This is a genomic window from Chrysiogenes arsenatis DSM 11915 (assembly GCF_000469585.1).
Taxonomy (GTDB): domain Bacteria; phylum Chrysiogenota; class Chrysiogenetes; order Chrysiogenales; family Chrysiogenaceae; genus Chrysiogenes; species Chrysiogenes arsenatis.
This window is the reverse complement of the sequence record NZ_KI273144.1, coordinates 184,117-205,976: the sequence shown is the minus strand read 5'-3', so window position 1 is coordinate 205,976 and position 21,860 is coordinate 184,117. Positions and strand designations below refer to the sequence as shown.

At 50.8% G+C, this 21,860-nt stretch carries 22 protein-coding genes; 17 read left to right on the top strand and 5 right to left on the bottom strand.

All coding sequences use genetic code 11. The annotated features are described in order from the left end of the window. Positions 1 to 3: 3 nt before the first annotated feature. Complete coding sequence (locus tag P304_RS0112140; RefSeq protein ID WP_084417710.1) at positions 4 to 2,580, bottom strand: sugar phosphate nucleotidyltransferase; 2,577 nt, start codon at positions 2,578 to 2,580, stop codon at positions 4 to 6. 224 nt (positions 2,581 to 2,804) lie between these two features. Between P304_RS0112140 and P304_RS0112130 the strand changes: the two genes are divergently transcribed. Next, the gene (locus P304_RS0112130) at positions 2,805 to 5,345 is read left to right on the top strand and encodes a bifunctional aconitate hydratase 2/2-methylisocitrate dehydratase (protein ID WP_027390751.1); all 2,541 of its coding nucleotides are present in this window, start codon (positions 2,805 to 2,807) and stop codon (positions 5,343 to 5,345) included. A 123-nt stretch (positions 5,346 to 5,468) separates the two neighbouring features. Here P304_RS0112130 and rpsI read toward each other — a convergent pair whose 3' ends face one another. Together rpsI and rplM are read right to left on the bottom strand one after the other, a co-directional pair. Further along, entirely contained in the window at positions 5,469 to 5,858 is a 390-nt protein-coding gene (gene rpsI / locus P304_RS0112125) for a 30S ribosomal protein S9 (protein WP_027390750.1), read from the bottom strand. An 11-nt stretch (positions 5,859 to 5,869) separates the two neighbouring features. After that, a complete protein-coding gene (gene rplM / locus P304_RS0112120; RefSeq protein WP_027390749.1) occupies positions 5,870 to 6,295 on the bottom strand; it encodes a 50S ribosomal protein L13 in 426 nt (141 codons plus the stop codon). 307 nt (positions 6,296 to 6,602) lie between these two features. On the opposite strand from rplM, the gene trpD reads away from it, so the two are divergent. The 9 genes from trpD (at position 6,603) to trmB (ending at position 13,850) form a co-directional block, all read left to right on the top strand. Continuing rightward, positions 6,603 to 7,634: an anthranilate phosphoribosyltransferase gene (gene trpD, locus P304_RS0112115; RefSeq protein WP_027390748.1), complete on the top strand. Its 1,032-nt coding sequence runs from the start codon at positions 6,603 to 6,605 to the stop codon at positions 7,632 to 7,634. Further along, on the top strand, positions 7,628 to 8,386 hold the full coding sequence (trpC, locus tag P304_RS0112110) for an indole-3-glycerol phosphate synthase TrpC (RefSeq protein ID WP_027390747.1): 759 nt from the start codon (positions 7,628 to 7,630) through the stop codon (positions 8,384 to 8,386). Before trpD ends, trpC begins: the two co-directional genes overlap by 7 nt. Then, complete coding sequence (locus P304_RS0112105; protein ID WP_027390746.1) at positions 8,387 to 9,013, top strand: phosphoribosylanthranilate isomerase; 627 nt, start codon at positions 8,387 to 8,389, stop codon at positions 9,011 to 9,013. It begins immediately after the preceding gene. Beyond that, entirely contained in the window at positions 9,010 to 9,852 is an 843-nt protein-coding gene (locus P304_RS0112100) for a YihY family inner membrane protein (protein WP_051321661.1), read from the top strand. The genes P304_RS0112105 and P304_RS0112100 overlap by 4 nt, the downstream gene beginning before the upstream one ends. Then, entirely contained in the window at positions 9,833 to 11,683 is a 1,851-nt protein-coding gene (locus tag P304_RS15505) for a polysaccharide biosynthesis protein (protein ID WP_051321660.1), read from the top strand. Before P304_RS0112100 ends, P304_RS15505 begins: the two co-directional genes overlap by 20 nt. Next, the gene (locus P304_RS0112090) at positions 11,658 to 12,497 is read left to right on the top strand and encodes a hypothetical protein (RefSeq protein WP_152514547.1); all 840 of its coding nucleotides are present in this window, start codon (positions 11,658 to 11,660) and stop codon (positions 12,495 to 12,497) included. The genes P304_RS15505 and P304_RS0112090 overlap by 26 nt, the downstream gene beginning before the upstream one ends. A gap of 71 nt (positions 12,498 to 12,568) precedes the next feature. Further along, positions 12,569 to 12,742, top strand: coding sequence for a Trm112 family protein (locus P304_RS17720; RefSeq protein WP_425479997.1), 174 nt, complete (start codon positions 12,569 to 12,571; stop codon positions 12,740 to 12,742). Continuing rightward, positions 12,711 to 13,184 carry a chemotaxis protein CheX gene (locus P304_RS0112085; RefSeq protein WP_027390743.1) on the top strand — a complete coding sequence of 158 codons (474 nt, stop codon included), beginning with the start codon at positions 12,711 to 12,713 and terminating at the stop codon, positions 13,182 to 13,184. The genes P304_RS17720 and P304_RS0112085 overlap by 32 nt, the downstream gene beginning before the upstream one ends. Next, positions 13,185 to 13,850, top strand: a complete 666-nt coding sequence (gene trmB, locus P304_RS0112080) for a tRNA (guanosine(46)-N7)-methyltransferase TrmB (RefSeq protein WP_027390742.1) — start codon at positions 13,185 to 13,187, stop codon at positions 13,848 to 13,850. 192 nt (positions 13,851 to 14,042) lie between these two features. On the opposite strand, the gene sppA is transcribed toward trmB, so the two are convergent. Continuing rightward, positions 14,043 to 14,867, bottom strand: coding sequence for a signal peptide peptidase SppA (sppA, locus tag P304_RS15500; RefSeq protein WP_051321659.1), 825 nt, complete (start codon positions 14,865 to 14,867; stop codon positions 14,043 to 14,045). Positions 14,868 to 14,968: 101 nt separating this feature from the next. Between sppA and P304_RS0112070 the strand changes: the two genes are divergently transcribed. The 6 genes from P304_RS0112070 to P304_RS0112045 are packed head-to-tail and all read left to right on the top strand — an operon-like array spanning position 14,969 to position 19,999. Next, positions 14,969 to 15,973: a DctP family TRAP transporter solute-binding subunit gene (locus P304_RS0112070; protein ID WP_027390741.1), complete on the top strand. Its 1,005-nt coding sequence runs from the start codon at positions 14,969 to 14,971 to the stop codon at positions 15,971 to 15,973. A gap of 8 nt (positions 15,974 to 15,981) precedes the next feature. Next, entirely contained in the window at positions 15,982 to 16,575 is a 594-nt protein-coding gene (locus P304_RS0112065) for an NUDIX hydrolase (RefSeq protein ID WP_027390740.1), read from the top strand. An 8-nt stretch (positions 16,576 to 16,583) separates the two neighbouring features. Continuing rightward, positions 16,584 to 17,654 carry an FtsH protease activity modulator HflK gene (gene hflK / locus P304_RS15495; protein WP_051321658.1) on the top strand — a complete coding sequence of 357 codons (1,071 nt, stop codon included), beginning with the start codon at positions 16,584 to 16,586 and terminating at the stop codon, positions 17,652 to 17,654. Positions 17,655 to 17,677: 23 nt separating this feature from the next. Further along, the gene (hflC, locus tag P304_RS0112055; RefSeq protein ID WP_027390739.1) at positions 17,678 to 18,532 is read left to right on the top strand and encodes a protease modulator HflC; all 855 of its coding nucleotides are present in this window, start codon (positions 17,678 to 17,680) and stop codon (positions 18,530 to 18,532) included. Next, a complete protein-coding gene (locus P304_RS0112050; RefSeq protein ID WP_027390738.1) occupies positions 18,529 to 19,059 on the top strand; it encodes a gamma carbonic anhydrase family protein in 531 nt (176 codons plus the stop codon). The genes hflC and P304_RS0112050 overlap by 4 nt, the downstream gene beginning before the upstream one ends. Next, a complete protein-coding gene (locus P304_RS0112045) occupies positions 19,046 to 19,999 on the top strand; it encodes a Ppx/GppA phosphatase family protein (RefSeq protein WP_027390737.1) in 954 nt (317 codons plus the stop codon). The genes P304_RS0112050 and P304_RS0112045 overlap by 14 nt, the downstream gene beginning before the upstream one ends. On the opposite strand, the gene folE is transcribed toward P304_RS0112045, so the two are convergent. Further along, positions 19,989 to 20,594 (bottom strand): GTP cyclohydrolase I FolE, encoded by a 606-nt coding sequence (gene folE / locus P304_RS0112040; protein ID WP_051321657.1) that lies wholly within the window; start codon positions 20,592 to 20,594, stop codon positions 19,989 to 19,991. The two genes, P304_RS0112045 and folE, sit on opposite strands and share 11 nt — an antisense overlap. Positions 20,595 to 20,704: 110 nt before the next feature. On the opposite strand from folE, the gene ribD reads away from it, so the two are divergent. Next, positions 20,705 to 21,793: a bifunctional diaminohydroxyphosphoribosylaminopyrimidine deaminase/5-amino-6-(5-phosphoribosylamino)uracil reductase RibD gene (gene ribD, locus P304_RS15490; RefSeq protein WP_034765451.1), complete on the top strand. Its 1,089-nt coding sequence runs from the start codon at positions 20,705 to 20,707 to the stop codon at positions 21,791 to 21,793. Positions 21,794 to 21,860 lie beyond the last annotated feature (67 nt).

The window sequence follows — 21,860 nt, the reverse complement described above, 5'->3', positions numbered from 1 at the left end:
TCCTCATGACGCTTCGCTCAGCCAACCGCTAATTTTCTGCTTATAGTCGTTCAGGATGGCGCGGCACCCTTCGTCTGTGGCATGTTCACAGTAGAGGTGAACGGCGGGGTTGTGTTGGTCGGGAATCATGTGGATGGTCCCCCCCCCCTGCAAGAAGATTTTAATTCCGTCGGTAAAGTTGGCTTCCATAGAGATAGCAGCCTCGCTCATGCGGCGCATCACCATTCCCTTCATTTCGACTGGGCAATTGATTTGTTCATGCGCAAAGGCATACGGTGGGATGTGTGCGTACACTTCGGAAACGTTCTGGCCAACAAGCGCTAACATTTCCAGAATTTTTGCCACGGTAAACATCGCATCGAAAGCGCTGGAAAATTCGCGGAAGGCAAAAAGGCCGTAATGGTACGCGATAAGGTCTATCCCAGTCAGATTTGAGCTTTGCAAGCCGACAAACTTGCCGCGCACGATTTGCACGTAGCTTGATACTTCATTATCGAGCACAGTGGGAGCGGACACGGGGAGGTACACCTGTTTTTTTCCGCCATTCCCTTTGACCGACAAAAACAGGAGCTTGACGATAAACATCATCAATTTATCTTCGGATTTGACCTCGCCTTGATTATCGATCATGAAGAACTTTTCGCCATTTGGGAAGAGGATGAATCCCATATCGGCTGACGTTGAACGAACGATAGCCTGCACATCGCGAATCGCCTCTTCCATCTGTGTTGCGGAGCGCGAAAGGCCGCTGGCATTCTCATAGGCATTCAATACGATGGTTTCACACCCAAGGCGTTGGAGGATTTCGGGAAAGACGCGGATCGTCGAGCCAAAGCTCAGGTCGAGAACAATTTTGAACTTTGCTCCCGCAATGACCTTGCACTTCACTTTGGAGATGAAGGAATCTATATAGCTGCCAAATTGTTGTGGCTGTTCCATGATGTCGCCCACTTCATCATGCCCCGCTTTGCGGAATTTTTCGCGGAAATAGAGTCGCTCTATCGCTTTTTCCGCCGAGGTATCGATAATGTTCCCTTTGGCATCGTAGAAAACAATGACAGTCTCTTCAATATTATCGTTTGATTGCCGAAAATGGGCGCCACCGATAAGGTCTTGATTGTTTTCGAGCTTATAGCGCGTAATCGGGATCGGGCTGAGGCGAATATCGGTGACGTTGACACCTGCGGACAAAATGCCGCCTAGGAAGGCGCGCTTGATCATGCGCGACGCTTTATGGTAGTCACGGCTCATGATAATGGTGGAGTTTTTTGGCAGGAACGACGCGTACGCCGCCCCGAGTTTGGCCGCAAAGTCGACCGAAATCTGAATGTTGGTGAATCCTTTAATCATTCCTCCTTCAAACAGACTTGCCTTGAATTTATCGCCCCAGATGATGTTGCTTGACACGATTGCGCCCTCCTCAATGTGTTTATCTGGCCAGATGGTAATGTCCTTTTCCACTTCCACGCGGTCGCCGATAGTGACATTTTCTGCAATGATAGCTCCGTGCATGATTTGCACTTGGTTGCCGATGGTAATGCGATTGCACATCGCCACATCTTTCAGCATACTCTCTTCGCCAACCACGCAGTAGTCCCACAGAATGCAGTTTTCGAGTTCTGCCCCCGCGCCGATGGTGCAGTGATTGCCGATAATACAGTTGGTCAGCTTGGCATAATTCCCAATGGCTGACCCAGAGCCGATAACGACATTGCCTTCAAAAAATCCCTGTTCGTAGTTGGCATCTGTGGCCGCCCAAATCCGCGCCGAAGGGGTTTGGAGTGGCTCGAAACCGAGGTCGAGGGCGTAATCGCCTGCGGCAAATTCCTGTAGCGCTTCGCGGTACGAGTCGGGGTTGCCGACATCGCGCCAATAGCCCCGCGCGTTGAAGCCGTGAATTGGAATATGCTGTTTCAGAAGCAGCGGAAAAAGATCCTTGCTGAAATCGAAATTGGCCTTTTCCGGAATGTACGAGAAAATTTCTGGCTCGAAAATGTAGATACCAGTATTGATCGTGTCGCTGAAAACTTCGCCCCAACCTGGCTTTTCGAGGAAGCGGATGATTTTATGGTTTTCGTCAGTGACAACGACGCCGAATTGAAGCGGATTTGGAACCGAGGTGAGGGTGATGGTAACGAGATCGCCGCTGCGCTCGTGAGCGTTCGTAATGATACTGAGGTCAAAATCGGTGACCAGATCGCCACTGATAACCATGAACGTTTCGCTGATGTGCTCCTCGCAAAACTTTACGGCTCCGGCCGTACCATAATCGTCATCGGGAACAACATATTTAATAGAAACCCCGAAATCATCACCATTACCAAAGTGCCCTTGGATGACTTCCGGCATATAGTAGAGCAACATAATGATTTCATGAATGCCACTGCTACGCAGTTTGTTCACGATATGCTCCATCATCGGCTTGCCAGCAACGGGGATCATCGGTTTGGGCAGTGAGTTGGTTAACGGTTGGATGCGTGTTCCAAACCCCCCCGCGAGTAATATTGCCTGCATATCTCCTCCTTCATGGACGCGCTGGCAACGGCCTGCTCCCCGCGCTAACGCCAATAATGGCGCCATTCTCTTTCTTGTGTGGTGAAAAATCAAGCAACATCGACGAAAAAGGCAAAAATTTCACAACGTTGTTTTTTATCGAGAGCGCTTGGGTAACCATTGTTCCGGTGAGTGTTTTCCTTTGACAAAAATTTCCTCGATTGTATACAATATAGATGAAAAATGTAATGCCATTTGATTTGCGAAGGGTTGCCCCTTGCGATACTGGCAATTTTCTACAGGAGATGCCCATGATTGAAGCCTACTTAGCCCATGAAGCCGAACGCGCGGCGATGGGGATTCCCGCTCTGCCACTGACACCACAGCAAACCACTGAACTTTGCGAATTGCTGAGCAATCCACCGGCTGGCAAAGAAGCGTTTCTGCTTACCCTCCTGAAGGAGCGGATTTCCCCGGGTGTTGACCCTGCCGCGAAAGTAAAAGCGGAATACCTTGCCGAAATCGTTACCGGTAAGAAAAAGTCTCCGCTTGTTGCTCCGGTTGATGCCGTGCGCATCCTCGGCACGATGATGGGTGGCTATAACGTTATGCCGCTTGTTGATGCTCTGAAAGACGCTGCGCTGGCTGATGAAGCAGCCTGTGCTCTTTGCGGTATGACACTTGTCTATGATGGTTTTGACGCTGTTGCCGCCTTGGCTTCTTCAAATGCTGCTGCCAAGAAAGTACTTGAATCATGGGCCAACGCCGAATGGTTCACCAAGCGCGCCGGCGTTCCTGAAGTGATCAAGGTAAAAGTCTTCAAAGTTGAAGGCGAAATCAACACCGACGACTTCTCTCCCGCTGGCGATGCGTGGAGCCGTCCCGATATCCCCCTTCACGCTCTGGTTATGGGGAAAACTCGCTTCCCGAATCGTCTCAAGGATATTGCTGCCTGGCGTGCCGCTGGTCATCAGGTCGCCTTTGTTGGTGACGTTGTTGGCACCGGCTCTTCACGCAAGTCTGCCTGTAACTCAGTGTTGTGGCACATTGGCTCTGACATCCCCGCGGTTCCTAACAAGAAAACCGGCGGCGTGATTATCGGGAGTGTTATCGCTCCGATTTTCTTTAACACTGCACAGGATTCCGGCGCATTGCCACTGAAGGCTGATGTTACTAAAATGAACGATGGTGACGTTATTACCATCAACACCGCTAAAGGGGAAATCAGCAACGAAAAAGGGGAAGTCATTTCTACTTTTACGATCGCGCCAAATACCCTTTCGGACGAATTCCGCGCTGGCGGACGGATTCCACTAATTATCGGTCGCGCGGTAACTGACAAGGCTCGCAAAGCGCTTGGGCTGCCGGCTACTACCGTATTCACCCTGCCCGATAACCCCACCGCAAAAGCTGGCCAAGGCTACACGCTGGCGCAAAAAATGGTCGGGAAAGCCTGCGGCGTAGCGGGGATACTTCCCGGTACGGCGTGTGAGCCGAAAATGACCACCGTTGGTTCGCAAGACACCACTGGCCCGATGACTGCCGACGAACTCAAAGAACTCGCCTGCCTCAAGTTCCAAGCGGGACTTTTCATGCAGTCTTTCTGTCACACTGCCGCCTATCCAAAGCCAGCTGACGTTAAAATGCACAAGAGCTTGCCTGACTTTGTCGCAGAGCGTGGTGGCGTTGCCTGCCGCCCTGGCGATGGGGTTATCCACTCATGGCTCAACCGCCTCTTGCTGCCAGATACCGTTGGCACCGGTGGCGACTCGCACACCCGCTTCCCAATCGGCATTTCGTTCCCTGCTGGATCTGGCCTCGTTGCCTTCGCGGGCGCGATGGGCTTTATGCCACTCGACATGCCAGAGTCGGTTTTAGTACGTTTCAAAGGCAAACTAAATCCTGGTATTACGTTGCGCGATGCCGTCAACGCCATCCCATTCTGGGCGATTAAGCAAGGACTGTTGACCGTTCCGAAAAAGAACAAAAAGAACATCTTCAATGGCCGCATCCTTGAAATGGAAGGGTTGCCTGAACTGACCGTCGAGCAAGCATTCGAATTGACCGACGCCGCTGCTGAGCGCTCTGCCGCTGCTGGCTGCATTCAACTTTCCAAAGAGTCAGTCGCTACCTACCTCCGCTCGAACGTCGCGCTGATGAAACAGATGATTGTCGATGGCTATCAGGATGCTGATACCATCCGTCGCCGCATTGCTGAAGTTGAAGCATGGTTAGCGAAGCCAGAGCTGCTCGAAGCCGATAAAAATGCTGAGTACGCGGCGGTTATCGAAATCGACCTTGCCGAAATCACCGAGCCGATCTTGGCGTGCCCGAACGATCCAGATGACGTCAAGCTCCTCTCTGACGTTGCGGGAACTTCCATCCAGGACGTCTTCCTTGGTTCGTGCATGACCAATATTGGCCACTTCCGCGCGGCTGCCGAAATCTGGCGTGGCGAGAAGTTTAATCCGAACGTGCGTACGTGGATCTGCCCCCCAACGCGCATGGATCAGAGTAAGCTCAAGGACGAAGCGTACTTCTCTGTGTACAGCGCCTTTGGTTGCCGTATCGAAATTGCTGGCTGCTCACTGTGCATGGGGAACCAAGCGCGTGTGCCAGATAAAGTCAACGTTTTCTCGACCTCGACACGGAACTTCGATGACCGTATGGGCGACGGCGCACAAGTCTACCTTGGTTCCGCCGAACTCGGTGCGGTCGCTGCAGTTATGGGCAAGCTCCCAACTCCAGCGGAATATCTGGAGGCCTACAATAAGAAGATTGCTCCGAAAAGCGAAGCGATCTATCAGTACCTCCAGTTCGACGAAATCCCAACGGCTGTCTATTCAGTATAATTTTGCACACAATCAAAAGCCCTCGGCTCGCAAGAGTCGGGGGCTTTTTTGTATACGCGCGTGTGCAATAAAAAAATCCCCAGCAAGGTGCGCCCTGCCGGGGATGTATGTAGCAAGAAAGAATTAACGCTTGGAGAACTGAGAAGCGCGACGAGCTTTGTGCAGGCCGTACTTTTTACGTTCTACCACGCGAGCGTCGCGGGTCAGAAGGCCGTTAGCCTTCAGTGTCTTGCGCAGATCAAGCGAGATTTGCGACAGGCAACGAGCGATACCAAGCTTCAACGCGCCAGCTTGTCCGGTCAGACCGCCACCTTTAACGGTGATGTAGAGGTCGAACTTGCCAAGGTTGCTGGTAAGGCTCAGTGGTTGCTTCGCCACCATTTTTGTTGTTTCGCGAACGAAGTATTCTTCGAAAGGTTTCTGGTTCACTACGATATTGCCATTCCCAGGAGTGAGCCACACCCGAGCAATGGAAGCTTTACGCCGACCGGTTGCATAGTAACGTTCAGACATGCTTTACTCCCTTATACTTTCAGAACTTCAGGCTTGTTCGCAGCGTGTGGATGTTCCGCACCAGCGTAAAGCTTGAGTTGTTTAATCATCTGGCGAGCCAGACGGTTTTTGGGGAGCATCCCTTTAACGGCTTGCATAAGAACCTTCTCCGGCTTTCTGTCAATCAGGCTCGCAAAGCTTTCTGCTTTCAAGCCACCGGTATACCAAGTGTGATGATAGTAGATTTTTTGTTGAGCTTTTTTGCCAGTCAAGTGGATTTTGTCTGCGTTGATAACCACAACGTAGTCGCCATCATTCATGTGCGGGGTAAACGTTACCTTGTGCTTGCCGCGCAGAATAGTAGCAATTGCGCTGGCTAGACGTCCGAGTGTTTGCCCTTCAGCATCCACTACAAACCATTTCTTTTCAATTTCGCCCTTAGATACGTAGGTTTTCATGAGAACCTTTCCTTGATTCAGTAGTCTTGTTTGCTTGTCGAAGGCAAACTGATGGAGTGAACAGCGATACCAACAAACGGGAAGTGGTATCGATGCAAGGAATTACTGTCGCTGAACCCACCTTTCAGCAAAAAACAGCAGCGAGCATAGTAATGATGAGTGCTAGCGAGTGTCAAGCGGAAAAATGTGTATGAAGGACAAAGCGCATCAAAATGACGAGGCGATGCGCACAGGATTTTTTCATGTACAACGATTCTTTTCGCCGTTATGATTTACGACCTAATTCATGATGTGAAGGAGCCTATCGATGCTGCGCAAGGCGATTGAAACAGTACTTGCCGGAAAAGACCTCTCCCGTGAGCAGGCGCTGGAAGTTTTTAACGATATTATGGAGGGGAAATGCAGCGAGATTCAGCTCGCCGCTCTCCTGACCGGACTGCGAATGAAGGGCGAGTCGAAAGATGAAATCTTGGCGGCAACCATGGCCATGCGCCAGCGCTCGGTAAAGATCCCATTAAGAACCCTTCCGCCGCGATTACTCGATACCTGTGGCACGGGTGGCGACGGAACTTCAACCTTTAATATCTCAACGACGGTAGCGCTTCTGCTCGCGGCGCACGGCGGGGTGCATGTTGCCAAGCATGGCAATGTCTCTATTTCCAGCAAAAGCGGCAGCGCTGATTTAATGCGCGAACTGGGGGTGGACATTCAGGCGACGCCGGAAAAAATCGCCGCTTCGATTGAAGCATGTCGCCTTGGGTTTATTTTTGCGGCAACGCATCATCCCGCCATGAAATATGCGGGGCCGGTGCGCCGTGGCCTAGGGATCCGGACGATTTTCAATGTCCTTGGGCCGCTGACAAATCCCGCCAATGCTCCGTATCAACTGCTTGGTGTTTTTGATCCGCAACTCTTAGAAACACTCGCCGAAGTATTGCTGGAACTTGGTTCGCGCCGCGTGATCCTCGTCAGTGGTCTTGATGGCATGGACGAAGTGACGCTGTGCACGGACACAAAAGTGGTGACGGGTGACGCGCAGGGTATTCGCGTCGAAATTTTTAATCCAGAAACGGTCGGTTTGCATAAGGTTAGCCCGGAGGAAATTCGCGGCAGCACTCCCGAAATCAATCGTGACCTCAGTTTAGGCATTTTGCGTGGCTCAATAACGGGGGCGCGCCGTGATATTGTTTTGTTGAATGCCGCCTTTGCGCTCTTAGCATGTGAAGTGGTTGGCTCGGTGAGCGAAGGGGTAGAATCTGCGCGCCGCCTGATCGATTCTGGTGCTGCTGCACGCAGTTGTGAAGCGTTTATCGCGTTTAATCGGAGTTGCGCATGTTGACGAAAATTCTGGCTACAAAAAAAAATGAAGTGGCGGCACTGGTGCCCCACGGTAAAGAGCTTCGGCAGCGTGCTGCGGAGCGCACCGAGATACGTGATTTTACCGGAAATATGCTGTTTGGCGACATTGCTATTATCGCTGAAGTAAAAAAAGCCAGCCCTTCCAAGGGGCTTATCTGCACCGAGTTTGATCCGGTGGCTATCGCTTGCGAATACGACGCTGGTGGCGCACGTGCTATCAGTGTTTTGACCGATCGTGACTATTTTCAGGGGAGCATCGACTATTTGACGGCGGTGCGGCGTCATGTGTCGCTTCCGGTATTGCGCAAGGATTTTATCATCGACCCGCTACAGATTTACGAGGCAGCAGCAATTGGTGCCGACGCAATTTTGTTGATTGGCGAAGCGCTCAGTGCTGCTCAGGCCGGAGAGCTCGTCGCCGTGGCGGGTGAAGTTGGGCTGCACGTTTTGTTTGAGGTGCACAGCGCCGATCAGTTGGCCAAGATTCCCGCCAACTTTACGGGCTTAGTCGGCGTGAATAATCGTAATCTTTCAACATTCGAGGTCAGTTTGGAAACATCAATCGCCATCCATCAGAATACGGGTCGTCCCATTGTGTGTGAAAGCGGCATTGGCGGCGCGGAAGATGTGACGTATATGCTGGGTAACGGCATTCGCATGTTCTTGATCGGTGAATACTTGATGCGTCAGCCGGATCGGGCTCAGGCATTGCGTACGCTGCGCGGAGTGTAGATGTCATCACCAGTGCGGGTAAAAATTTGTGGCTTGCTGAATGCGGAAATGGCGGTTTACGCTGCGCAGTGCGGTGCTGATGCGCTTGGTTTTGTGCATTACGCGCCATCGCCCCGTTTTATCGAACCAGCGGCCACGGCAATGATTGTGGCAGCACTGCCACCACTGGTCGGCACGGTGAGCCTTGCCGTGAAAGTGAGTGCCGCTGAAGCGCTGACAATGAAGCAAGCGGCACACACCGATGTTATTCAATTTTATGGCTCACCAGATGAGTACGGCGTGCTCTTGCAAGCCGATCCACGAGCTATTTTTGCGACCGCCGACGAACAAATCGCCCAGCAAGTGCTCGCCAAGTTTCCGCAGGCGCACATCCTTTTTGATGGTGCGACCGAGGCACACGGTGGTATGGGGGTGCAGGCCGATTGGAGTGCTGCGGCACAATTAGCACAGCAGACACCACTGCTGCTGGCGGGAGGATTAACGCCGGAGAATGTGGCGCTGGCCATTACGCAAGTATCGCCTTGGGGCGTTGATGTCAGTTCTGGGGTGGAGAGTACGCGTGGGGTGAAATCGCGTGAGCGGATAGCAAAGTTTATCGCGGAAGCAAAAAGGGGGACAAGCACGTGAGTCTACGCGAGAATGTCCAACGGCTGTACCAGACGGTCAAAAAGCTCGTCCTTGGCTTCATCGAGCCGGAAATCAACTACTATGCGGCCAGTCTGAGCTTCTATACGATTTTTGCGTTTATCCCGTTGTTGTTTATCGTCTTATCGGTGACAACGCGGCTGCCGGGATTTGATGATCACTTTGGCGAGTTGCAGTCGTTTATCCTTGGCAATTTAATTCCAGCTAATGTTGATGCGGTACATGCGTTTCTCGAAATGTTTGTCAACGATATTGGCCGCCTTGGGATGACGGGCGGCGTCTACGTGGCGGTAACGTCGATTTTCTTCTTTAAAAACTATCAGCACATTGCTTGTCGCATCTTTCGCTCCACGCCACGTGACTTCTGGGGTTCCATCACGACCTACTGGACAATGATTTCGCTCGTGCCAATGGGGATGGCGGGGTCGCTCTATTTCACAACCAAGGCGCAAATTGCCCTGCAAAGCAGCGAATATACGCGCAATCTGGATATTACGTTGCTCATGCCGTACCTGATTGTCTGGTTGTCGTTTTTCATCATTTTCAAAATTTCGGCAAACACGCCACTGCCAAATCGTCGCTTACTGTGGAGTGCTTTGGCAACGTCGATAGCATGGAATATAACCAAAGAAGCGTTTGTTATGTATGCCGTTATGAATAAGGCCTATGCCAGCATTTATGGTTCATTTAGCATCGTATTGCTCTTTTTCCTGTGGATTTATATTTCGTGGATCGTGCTTTTGTACGGTATGCGTTTGTGCGCTGGCGAGTGGCAGGAAGAAACGGTGACAGGAGTGTTGCGTGAAACGTCTGAATCATAAAACACTGATATTGGTTTTCTGCGATATTTTGCTCATTATACTGGCGTCGATTCTCGCTTTCTTGCTCCGTTTTGAGTTGTTTGGTTTGCAAAGTGAGATGTACCTCGATTGGTTCTCTACCGGGCTTTTGGCGGCATTGATTGCGAAACCACCGGTTTTCTATCTGTTCGGTATTTACCGTAGCGTGGTGCGCTACACATCGATTCCAGAAGTCGTGCGAATTGTGCAAGCCTCGGTGGTGGCGTCGATTGCCTCCTTTGCGCTCTTTTTATTTCTCAACCATTTTGGCGCTTTTTCGCGTTCGATTATCCTGCTCGACTTCTTGCTCACCACGGGCTTGTTGATTGGCATTCGTTTGGCGTGGCGCATGCTGAAGGATGGGTATTTTTTCCAGCAGCATCGCGGGGATGAGCCTATTATCGTGATTGGAACGCACGATTTGGCGGTATCTTTTGTTAAAAGCACGTATTCACCGCACTCGCCGTATTGGGTGGCGGGTATAATTGATCTCGAATTTACGGCAACTCGTTCGAGCGGGAAGCTCATTTCCGGTGTTGAAGTGATAGGAGGGCTTGAGGTATTAGGCGGAGCCTGTGAAAAACTGGGCGTCAAACAGGTGGTGATAGCGGAAGAAGAGATTTCGGTGCGCAAAGTGCGTGAGATTGTTGACCGTGCGCCGGGACATTTAAATTTCAGTATTCTCCCGCGCCGTGGTTTGATTGCGCACGAAGATCTGTTGTCGCAGGTGCGTTCGCTCGATATGGAAGATCTGCTGGGTCGCGATGCGGTGCAGATTGATACCGACGGAATTGCGCGATATATCGCTGGGAAAGTCGTAATGGTAAGCGGTGCCGGTGGTTCTATCGGTGCGGAAATCTGCCGGCAGATCGCGCGGTTTGCGCCACGCCAAATCGTGTTGGTTGAGCAGGCGGAAACGCCGCTCTACCAGATTGAACTTGAGTTACGCGAAAGCTTTCCTGCTGTTGCCGTTGTTCCGTATATTGTTGATATTCGTCATCGCGACCGGCTGCGGTCGGTGTTTGCGCTGGAACGTCCCGACACGGTTTTTCACGCCGCCGCCTATAAACACGTTCCGATGATGGAAATGAACCCCTGTGAATCCGTCAGCAATAATCTTTTTGGTACACAAACGATTGCGGATTGTGCCGAAGAGGTCGGGGTGAAGAATTTTGTCATGATTTCGACTGACAAAGCGGTGAATCCGACGAATGTGATGGGAGCGACCAAGCGCGCCGCAGAAATTTATGTGCAGATGTTGAGTAGCAGTTATTCGCAGACAAAATTTACGACGGTGCGTTTTGGCAACGTGCTGGGTTCAAATGGCTCAGTTGTACCCCGTTTCCTTGATCAAATTCGTCGTGGCGGGCCGGTAACGGTGACGCATCCTGAAGTGACACGTTATTTTATGACGATCCCCGAAGCGGCTCAACTCGTGCTGCAAGCAGGGAGTATGGGAAAAGGTGGCGAAATATACCTGCTTGATATGGGTGAGCCTGTCAAGATTGTTCAACTGGCAGAACGGTTGATTAAGTTGGGCGGCTTGAGCCCGTATCAGGATATTGATATTCAGTTTACTGGTTTGCGGCCAGGCGAGAAGCTCTACGAGGAGTTGCTGATTGACGGGGAAAATATTGCCCGCACTGAGCACCAAAAAATTATGATTCTGGCCGCTCGGGAACAGCAGCCGGAAGTGGTTGCCGCTTGCATGAGTGACTTGCGGCTGGCAATTGCGGAAGATCATGATGCAAAACTGTTGCGGGCGCTCAAGGCGATGGTGCCGGAATTTGCGCATCGCCGCGACAATGGGTGATCGCATGGGGTTTGCGGGCGGCACATGGTGGCTCATTGCGCTGCTGCTGGTTATGAACGCGCTGCCCTTGTCCGCTCAGACGTTACAGGTTTCTATTCTGACGAAACCGGAGGAACGGATCGATCCGCCATTGGTGCAAGTGTGGCAGCACCGCGAAGGGAGCTCTGCGGTGTTGCTTACGTCGCAGGTGACATTTGCGTTGATGTTGGATGCGTTGGCGGAAGAGCAGCGCTATTTGGTGAGTGTGACAAGCGATGACGTGACGTTTTTCTCGCCCTTAATTGACTTTACGCTTCATCCTACCTATCACTATATGCCATTGATTCGTCCCGCTCTGGTAGCAACGGAGTTGCCACCGGTCGAGCTGACTCTGAGCCATGGTGACGAATACCTCATCCTGTCTTACGCGATTGGGAACACTTCTTTCGATCAGCCGTTGCGCCTGACCGCTCCGCTCCATATTCCACTTCCGGCGGAGTTTTCGCTGACAACACCGATTGATGGTGTTATTGCGCAGGGGATACTTTCCCTTCGTTCGGTAGCACCGAGTGGCACAACACTGACGATGATTATCCCTGAGTTGGGGCGGCATCGGATACCGCTCCCAGATGGCGCCGTAGTAAAAACGGTAGGGACGTTAAATTACCAGGTTCACGTGACACCGCAAGGGGTGCTGGAGCTTCAGGTGCGTCAGCCAGGATTTCTATTTGTGCTCGGTGGGCTTGGTGTCTTCCTCATGGCAACGCTGCTCTGGCGCAGTAAATGGCGATGGTGGGTTATACGGCGGGTCAAGCGGTTGTCATTGTTGGGGTAAATGCGTGTCGTGAAAAAACTGAAGGATAACTTCACGGTTGAATTTCCTGAGTGCTTCAGGTAGATAGAGGCATGACTGAACATTTCGTCAAAAAGTTTCCTGACTATTGCCCTGTATGCAAGGCGTCCCTGCGTTACGCGAAACGTGACTTAGAAAAGCAGGCCTTGGTCTGTCCGAACTGTCTGAAAATAATAAGACTGGAGTCTTTGCCCCATGAAAGTAGAACACATAAATCCATTCATTGACTCAACGGTCAATGTCATTAGTACGATGACTGGCCACACCCCGACGCGCGGTAAGCTCTCTTTGAAAGCTGAAACAGTTTTGGCGTTTGATGTTTCTGCGATTATTGGTATCGCAGGCGATGTGCATGGATCGGTGGTTATTAGCTTCCCTCAAGACGTTGCCCTGAAAGTTGTAAGCAGTTTTATTGGCGAAATTAAGAATGCACTGGATGACGACGTGCAGGATGCTGTCGGTGAGTTTGTGAATATGATCGCCGGAGGCGCCAAAAAAAACCTGATGGGAACTGGATTGCGTTTTAAGCTTTCGATACCGAATATTGTTGTTGGGGCGGGACATAAAGTGACCCGCCCGAAAAATGTTCCTTGCATTCTCGTCCCTTTCCACATTGATGATGTGGGAGATTTCGCTGTCGAAGTATCGCTCAAAGAAGTAGCGCCGTAAGTGGAAGCTGCTGCTTTGCGCCGTCGTCCTGAAGAGGTTAATCCCTATATCGCGAAAATTCGCGAATATCCAAACATTATCACCGCTGATGCCGATGGGAACTATCCTACCTTCCCGCCGCTACCTACGGATCGCCCGATTTATGTTGAAATCGGTTCGGGGAGTGGTGGTTTTATGGAACAAATGGTGGCACGCTATCCCGATATTTTTTACGTTGGATTTGAGTTGCGCTATAAGCGACTCTACAAAACCGCGGAGAAAGTTGCGCGCATTGGCCGCGAAGGATATGTCGTTCAATGCCCGGCTGAGGAGATGGAGAAATTTTTCCCTCCAGCCTCGATTCAGCGCATTATTATCAATTTTCCAGATCCTTGGTCAAAGCTCCGTACCCGCAAACATCGGATGATGTCGCAAAGTAATCTGGAGCAGTTTGCGAAGCTTTTGCGTGCGGACGGGGAGATTTCGTTTAAGACGGATCACCGTGAATATTTTCTCTGGGCGCGCGACAATGTGGCTGCAGCGGGATTTGACATTGTGTGGGAAACGCTTGATTTGCACCAATCGCCATATACGGCAGAAAATATTCTGACCGAATTTGAAAAGATGTTTCTTTATAAAGTTCCTACCCCGATAGGAGCCCTTTTCGCAAAGGCTCCCGTACAATGAAGTCACCAACTACCAGAAGCCGGTCGCTCTGTCTTGACTGTCGCCATTTTCATATTACGTGGGATCAGTATTTCCCTTATGGCTGTCGGCGACTTGACTTCAAAGCAAAAAATCATCCGTGCGTTGAAGTGAAGAAAAATTCTGGCATTGACTGTCAGTATTTCGAAGCGAAGGGGTCTTGACACGGGTTTGCTAGTCAAAAAGGTACATGAGTTGTGTTCCCGCTTTTGCTCCGCTGAGAAGATCGCTCACCCAATCCCAATCGCTTTTCTTTCTTTCAAGGTAGTTTTCAGAGTTAACGCCTAATTCGTCAGCCATTTTCTGGCGGAATTCAGCGAACGAGGTAACTTCGTCAACCAGCCCTAGTTCTAGCGCATGGCGCCCAGTGAAAACGCGTCCGTCGGCGAAGGTTTTCACCTTTTCCAGCGGAATGTTACGCGAAACAGATATGGCTTGGACGAATTCTTGATGCGTGTCGTTGACCAGTTGATCCAGAATAAGGCGTCCTTCTTCTCCCAGCCCATTTTCGCTGCCAAGGAGATCTTTGAAGCGCCCGCTTTTCACGGTAATCCGCTCCAAACCAATTTTACGGAATAGCTCGCTGGCATTCACGGAACTGAGAATGACGCCAATACTTCCCGTGATCGTTCCCCCTTGCGTTCCAATACGCGAAGCGGCAAGTGTGCTGTAAAGGGCACCGCTGGCCGCAAGGCCGTCGTAGTAGGCCCAAACGGGTTTGGATGCGTTGCGCAGGGCGGCATACATCTCTTGTGATGGAGCCACCATGCCGCCCGGTGAGTTGACCCGTATCATCAATCCTTTCACCATTGGATCGCGCTCGACATCGCGCAGCATTTCGACAATGGTGTTACTTTCGTAAATCACTCCGGTGAGTTCGACGAGGGCGAGTGACGGTTCGGTAATCATTTGGCTTTGTTCGGTGACTTTCATAACAACGATGGTACAGACCGCAATAAATGCGATGTAAAAGAGACTACGAAACAGTTTGCCGATCATGTATTCCTCTATATTCCCGAGTTGGCAAATCCGACTCGATGCGCTATCTTTCCAATTCTGGAAGCGCTTTAGAGTAGAAGATAACCCGTAAAAAGGCAACTATGACAATACGTATTCGCCCAGCCACTCTGGTGTCAGGCATTATTTTCTGGCTGCTCACGTCTGTACCGGCTCTTGGTAGCTCGCACACATGGCTGCTAACGCATGTCTTAACGCCAAATTCTCCGAAAGGGAAAGCCTTACAGTACTTTGCGCGTGAGATTGAAACCGCCAGTCAGGGTGCGATTACCATCCGTATTCACGATTCGGCTCGTCTCTATGATGATGCGGAAGGGATTGCTGCATTGCAGTTCGGTGCGGTGCATTTTCTGGCACCGACAACGACAAAAATAACGCCGCTTGTCCCCGCGTTAGCTCTGCTGGATATCCCATTTTTGTTTGAAACGCGCGAAGCGTATTACGCGTTATTGGCAGGTCCGTTCGGTGAATATCTGCGCGAGCAACTGAGTTTGCAAGATATTCGGCTGCTTGCCTTCTGGGATAATGGATTTAAGCAAATATCCAATTCTATTGGAAAAGTTAGTTATCCTGAGGATTTGCAGGGATTTTCTATTCGCGTGATGTCGGGCACAGATATGAGTCGCTATTACCAACGGTATGGTGCAACCGCAATTGATCTTTCGTTTCGTGAAATGCGTCAGTTGATTCGCCTTGGCGCTGTTGATGGTGCCGAAAATACGGTTATCAACTTTGCGAATGAAGACTTGGCTCCCTTGCAACCGTATTTGACTCTCACCAACCACGGCTTGATGGTTTATCTCTTTATTATGCGCGAATCGCACTATCGGTCACTTTCCGAAGCACAGCAACAGATAGTCGATGAAGCCGTGCGCCATGCCACAGAGCACATTCATCACTCGGTGGTAACAGAAGAAGCCAATGCACTAGAGCAACTTTGGCAGAATGAAGCGCTCCAGATTACGAATCTTACACCCGGTCAGCGGCGTTATTGGCGCACGAAAGTGAAGCCGGTTGCGTCAGATTTTCTGGCAACACTTCCAGAGAGTATCAGGAAGCTGATAGAGGCTAAACCGTCGGAAAAATAAGGATAGTTATGTCGCATTTTCAATACCCTATTCTTGATGCTGTTCAGGCAACAGCGGTGCTCGTGCAGCAGCGTAACCTTGTGCCATCACCTGGGAGGACTGGAGAGATGGCGGCTTCTGTGGTGTTGTCCCTATGGCCGCGGGATGATTCGTATGATCTGTTATTGTTCCGTCGCACAGAAGATGGCTATCACCATTCACGCGAAATTGCCTTACCAGGTGGCCGGCAGGAAGCTGGCGAAGACGCACGTACCTGTGCGGAGCGCGAATTTCTTGAAGAGATGGGCGTCGTTCTATCGCCGCACGATGTTGTGGGTCTTTGCGGGATAACGCATACTCAGGTAAGTTCATATACTATCAACTGCTACTTGGCCATTCTCACCTCGCGGCCACGCTTGAATCCCGACCCGCGTGAAGTGGAATATCCGCTCTTTGTGCCGATAGAATACTTTCTCAATCGCCACACTTCGTCGGTGGAGTTTTTCTTTTGGGGAGACCACGGTTGCGCTTCACCAATTTTTCACTATAATGGCGCCGTCATTTGGGGTGCAACCGCTCGAATGATTGCGCAGTTCTTTTCTCTATTCAACCAAGTATCGTAAGGAGTGTTATGACGAAATTTTCTTTAGGGCGATTATTCGCTGAATACAACAATCCATGGGCGAAGAAACGTCCAAGTGGTGGCGGAGGCGGCGGAAACAACGGTGGCGGGCGCGGCCCGACGCCATTCAAAATGCCAACACCGCCCCAGATTAAGCTCCCCCGCTTTCTGGAAACAAAGCTCCCGCTGATTGTTGGCGTGGTTTTACTTCTCTTCTGGCTCTCGACCGGTTTTTTTATTGTAAAGCCAGAAGAACAAGCGGCTATTCTCCGCTTTGGCGAGCTCAATCGCGTTGTCGGGCCGGGGCCGCACCTTGCCTTTCCTTACCCCGTTGAAAAGTACCACAAAGCCAGTGTTACGAATATGCGTCGCTTAGAAATAGGGTTCCGCTCGGCGGCCGACCGCACCATGACAGTCGGAAAAGAGTCACTGATGCTGACCGGCGATGAGAATATCGTTGATATAAAAGTTATTGTTCAGTATCGCATTAACGATATCATGGCATTCCTTTTCAATGTCCGTTATGTCAGCGAAACAATCAAGGACGCTGCCGAAGCCGCTGTTCGTGAAACTATGGGTGGCGAAACCATAGATAACGCTCTGACAATTGGTAAGTTTAAAATTCAGACTGATATTCGTAACCAGCTCCAGCGCACCCTGAACGAATATAAAATGGGTATCGATATTGCGGCGGTCGAACTGTATGACGTACAGCCACCCAACGAGGTCGTACAGGCGTTTAAAGATGTCGCCAGTGCCCGTGAGGATCGCGAGCGGCTGATTAACCAAGCGCAGGGCTATCGCAACTCTGTTCTGCCACAAACGCGTGGTGAAGTGGCGCGTATCATGGAAGCGGCACGGGGCTATAAAGAGTCAAAGATTTTCCGTTCGCAAGGGGATGTTGATCGTTTTACGGCGCTGTATAACGAATACAAACAGGCGCCGGAAATTACGCGCGACCGCTTATTGCTTGATGTTATGCAGGAAGTTATGCCGACCGCGAAGCTCTACCTGATTGACTCGCAAGCGGGAAAAGGGATTCTCCCTTATTTACCGCTCCAAGGGCTTAAAAGCCAATAACTGATACTGAAGGGGCTTCACCTATGAAAATTGCTAAGTTTGCTTTTCCGCTCGTGGCGGTGCTTATCGCAGTAGCATCATTTTCGATGTTTATTGTCGATTTTACCCAACACGCCATTATCACGCAGTTGGGGAAACCTGTCCGTGCGATCAACGATCCGGGACTCTATTTCCGACTTCCGTTCGTGCAGGATGTTCAGTATTTTGAAAAGCGTCTTTTGCTCTTTGACGGTTCACCGACAGAGATGATTACGCGGGATAAAAAGAATATAGTTGTTGATAGTTACGTTGTTTGGCGTATTGCTGATCCGCTCCGCTTTTTGACATCGGTGCAAAATGAAGCGGGAGGGAATCGTCGTATTGGTGATGTGATGTACGGCGAAGCACGGCGCGAAATCGGTTCGTTTGATCTGATTCAGGTTATCAACCATAACCGTTTGGAAATTATGAATAATATCGCAAAGGGAGCCGCCGAAAAAGTGGCCGACCTCGGGATACAGATCATAGACATGCGGATCAAGCGCGCTGACCTTCCGACAGAAAACGAACGGGCGATTTATGACCGGATGCGCAGTGAGCGCGAAAAAATGGCGACGCTCTACCGTTCGGAAGGGGAAGAAGAGGCACAAAAAATTCGTGCCGAAACCGACCGCGAAAAAGAAATCATGCTGGCGGAAGCGTATGGCAATGAACAGCGGATTCGCGGTGAAGGCGATGCGCTGGCTGCCAAAATTTATGCTGATGGCCTTTCACGTGCACCAGAATTCTATCGCTTTATGCGTGAGCTCGACCTGTATAAGTCGTCAATTCACGAAAACAGTACCATTATTTTGGATAACAACTCCGTATTCTATAAGCGGTTGATGGAGAAGAAATGAGTTCTCCCCTTATTCTCCCATATCGCGGGGAATGCCCTTCCATTGACAGCACAGCGTTTATTGCTCAGAACGCTGTGCTGATCGGTCGGGTGACTATCGGCGCCGACAGTAATGTTTGGTACAGTGTGGTGATTCGTGGTGATGTGAATTTCATCCGTATCGGTTGCCGCACGAATATCCAAGACGGCACGGTGGTGCATGTCAACGGCGTCCCTTCGTATCCGACCATTATTGGTGACGAAGTGACGATTGGGCACAATGTTACACTGCATGGTTGCACGATAGGCAATCGCGTACTCATAGGAATGAATGCCGTAGTGCTGAACGGGTGCACGATAGGTGATAACTGCATGATTGGCGCGGGAAGTGTTCTTAAACAGGGAATGGAGATTCCGTCGGGATCGCTTGTTGTCGGCAGTCCGGCGGTGATAAAGCGCTCTTTAACCGAAGCCGAAATCACCTTTCTTGGCACCTCTGCGCAGACATATGTGTCGCTGGCACAGGAGTATCACCATGTCAGTGTCTGAGTTGCGTTTGAAGGGGTCAGTCGATATCGGATCGAACACACTCCGCTTGCTTATAGGAACCTACGACCCGCAAAAAGGGATCAAGGTGCACCATTCTGATCGTCGCATTACCCGTCTTGGGCAGGGGCTCGATAAGGGTTTTTTGCTGGAAGAGCGGATGCAGGAATCAATTGCGGCGATGAGCGATTTCCGGAAATCTTTCGATGATTTTGGATTAACGCCAGATGATTTGAATATCGTTGCCACCAGTGCGGTGCGCAACGCTCACAATGGTGCGGAGTTTGTAGAGCGTGTGTTTCGTGAAACGGGTTTAACGGTTCGTGTTATCGACGGCGTGGAAGAAGCCCGCATTACAACACTGGGTGTTGGTGCGGCGGTTCGCGGTCACACGCCACGCCTGATCGTTGATATTGGCGGAGGAAGTGTTGAACTGACGCTGGTGGACAGCGAGGGGAAAATCCTGCACAGTGTTTCACGAGAGATCGGTGTGGTTCGATTGACGGAAAAATTCCTTTCTCGTGCTCCGCTGGATATCGAAGAGTATTTGCTGCTGCAAGAATTTGTAACCGAAAAAATCAGCCGCATACATGACGAATTTACCCGTTTCCCCCTCGAAGGGGTTCGCATCATTGGTACCGCTGGCACGTACACCAGCGTTGGCTTCATTTTATCGGGAGCCAAAGAATATAATCCAAAATTGATTAACGGGTATTGTGTCAAAGTGAGCGATGCCAAAAAACTTCTCGAAGAGATGGGAAGTCTTGGCCTTTCGGGGCGGATTGAGCGTTACGGTATCGAAAAAGGGCGTGAGGATTTGATTATCGCTGGCATGTGCCTCGCCATTAACGTCAACCTCTGTTTTGAGCAAGACCATTTCTATGTCAGCGATTACGGTATGCGTGAAGGCGCCTTAATCGCGATGTATCTTCCTACCACGTAATTGAAGTGGTTGCACTTTTCGCCGTTTGCTCCATAAACTCGCTGCGGAGCAGCTTGTCATTGCGGAAGGCTCCTAGCAGGGACGTCGTGACCATTGACGTGGAGTGATTACGCACGCCACGGATGATGGCGCACAAGTGGATAGCTTCCACCATCACGGCGACTCCTTGGGGCTTCAGGTGATCGTAGAGCGCTTTGGCGATTTGAGACGTCAAGCGTTCTTGCACTTGCAACCGCTTGGCAAACATCTCCACGATGCGGGGGATTTTTGAGAGGCCGATAATTTTTCCATCGGGAATATAGGCCACATGAACTTTGCCGAGAAAAGGGAGCATGTGGTGTTCGCACATTGACGAAAAGCTGATTTCTTTGACCAGCACCATGTCATCATCACGGCAATCAAAAATCGCACCATTAACAATATCGTCGATATTGGTGGTGTAGCCTGACATGAGCTCTTGGTACATTTTTTCGACCCGCTGTGGGGTTTTTTCTAACCCTTCGCGGGTTTCGTCTTCGCCTATTTCGCGAAGAATATGGCTGACTGCTTGAGAAATAGAGAGTTCGGGAACGGTTAATTGCGTATGTTCGAGCATGAGTATCTATCCTGATCCTTTTTGGGGTGGCGAATCATACCCCCTTTTTCCGGCACTGTCCACGGTGAACCGTCATAAATTTACACTTGTTACGACTGTGAGAAATCCCTATGCACACGAAATACATGCAAGAAGCGCTACGGTTAGCGAACCTCGGTCTTGGGCATACATCACCGAATCCTGCTGTTGGTGCGGTTGTGGTCGCCTCTAATGGCACAATTATTGGACGTGGCTACCACCAGAAAGCGGGCGAACCACATGCCGAAGTGCATGCCTTGCATGATGCTGGCACGCGCGCATGCGGTGCGACCATTTATGTTACCTTGGAGCCATGTTGCATTCACGGCAAAACTCCGCCGTGCACCGAGGCGATTATCGCTGCTGGCATCGCACAGGTGGTGTATGCGGCCGATGACCCCAATCCACGTGTCGCAGGGCGTAGTCGCGCCATCCTCGAAGCGGCTGGAATATCGGTGATATCGGGCATTATGGCTGACGAAGCGACATGGATGAATCGACATTTCAATAAACACATTACTTGCCAGGCGCCATTCGTAACATTGAAAAGCGCGATTACCCTTGATGGAAAAATTGCCCTTGCCAATGGTGCTTCGCGCTGGATTACCGGCGCTGCGGCGCGACATGACGCACACCGCGAGCGGGGTTTGCATGATGCTATTGCGGTTGGTATTGGTACGGTGCTCAGTGATGATCCGCTGTTGACCTGTCGCGATCACCCCTTGCCACATCCCGATGTTATCGTATTCGACAGCCGCTTGCGTACCCCCTTAACGTGTGCGTTATTGCAAAATCGTGGTGATCGACAGCTTTTTATTCTCACACAGAGATCACTGATGCAGTCCGAAGCTGCCCAGCAGTTGCGCGCTGCGGGGGCGATGGTGATTGCTCCAACGCCGAGTGGCCGGCCAGAGATACGAGCGTCTTTGCAGTACCTCTACGAAACCCATGGTATTTGCTCAGTATTGGTTGAAGGGGGGGCTGGGATTATAACGCAGTGTATTCAAGAATGTCTTTTTGACGAAGTTCACCTGTACCTTGCACCGAAACTTTTTGGCAACGACGGGATTGGCTGGAATGGAATGGTTGGGGTGAGCGATCCTGCACGTGCTCCACAATGGCGTTTTCAGCGTGTGATATCGTTGGGCGATGACGTGAAGCTGATTCTGGTAAACCATTAGCGATGTTTCTCCAGCTTGCTTTTCCCCATAAATTCTGCTACTTCAAAAGAGCCTTTTATTATTATTT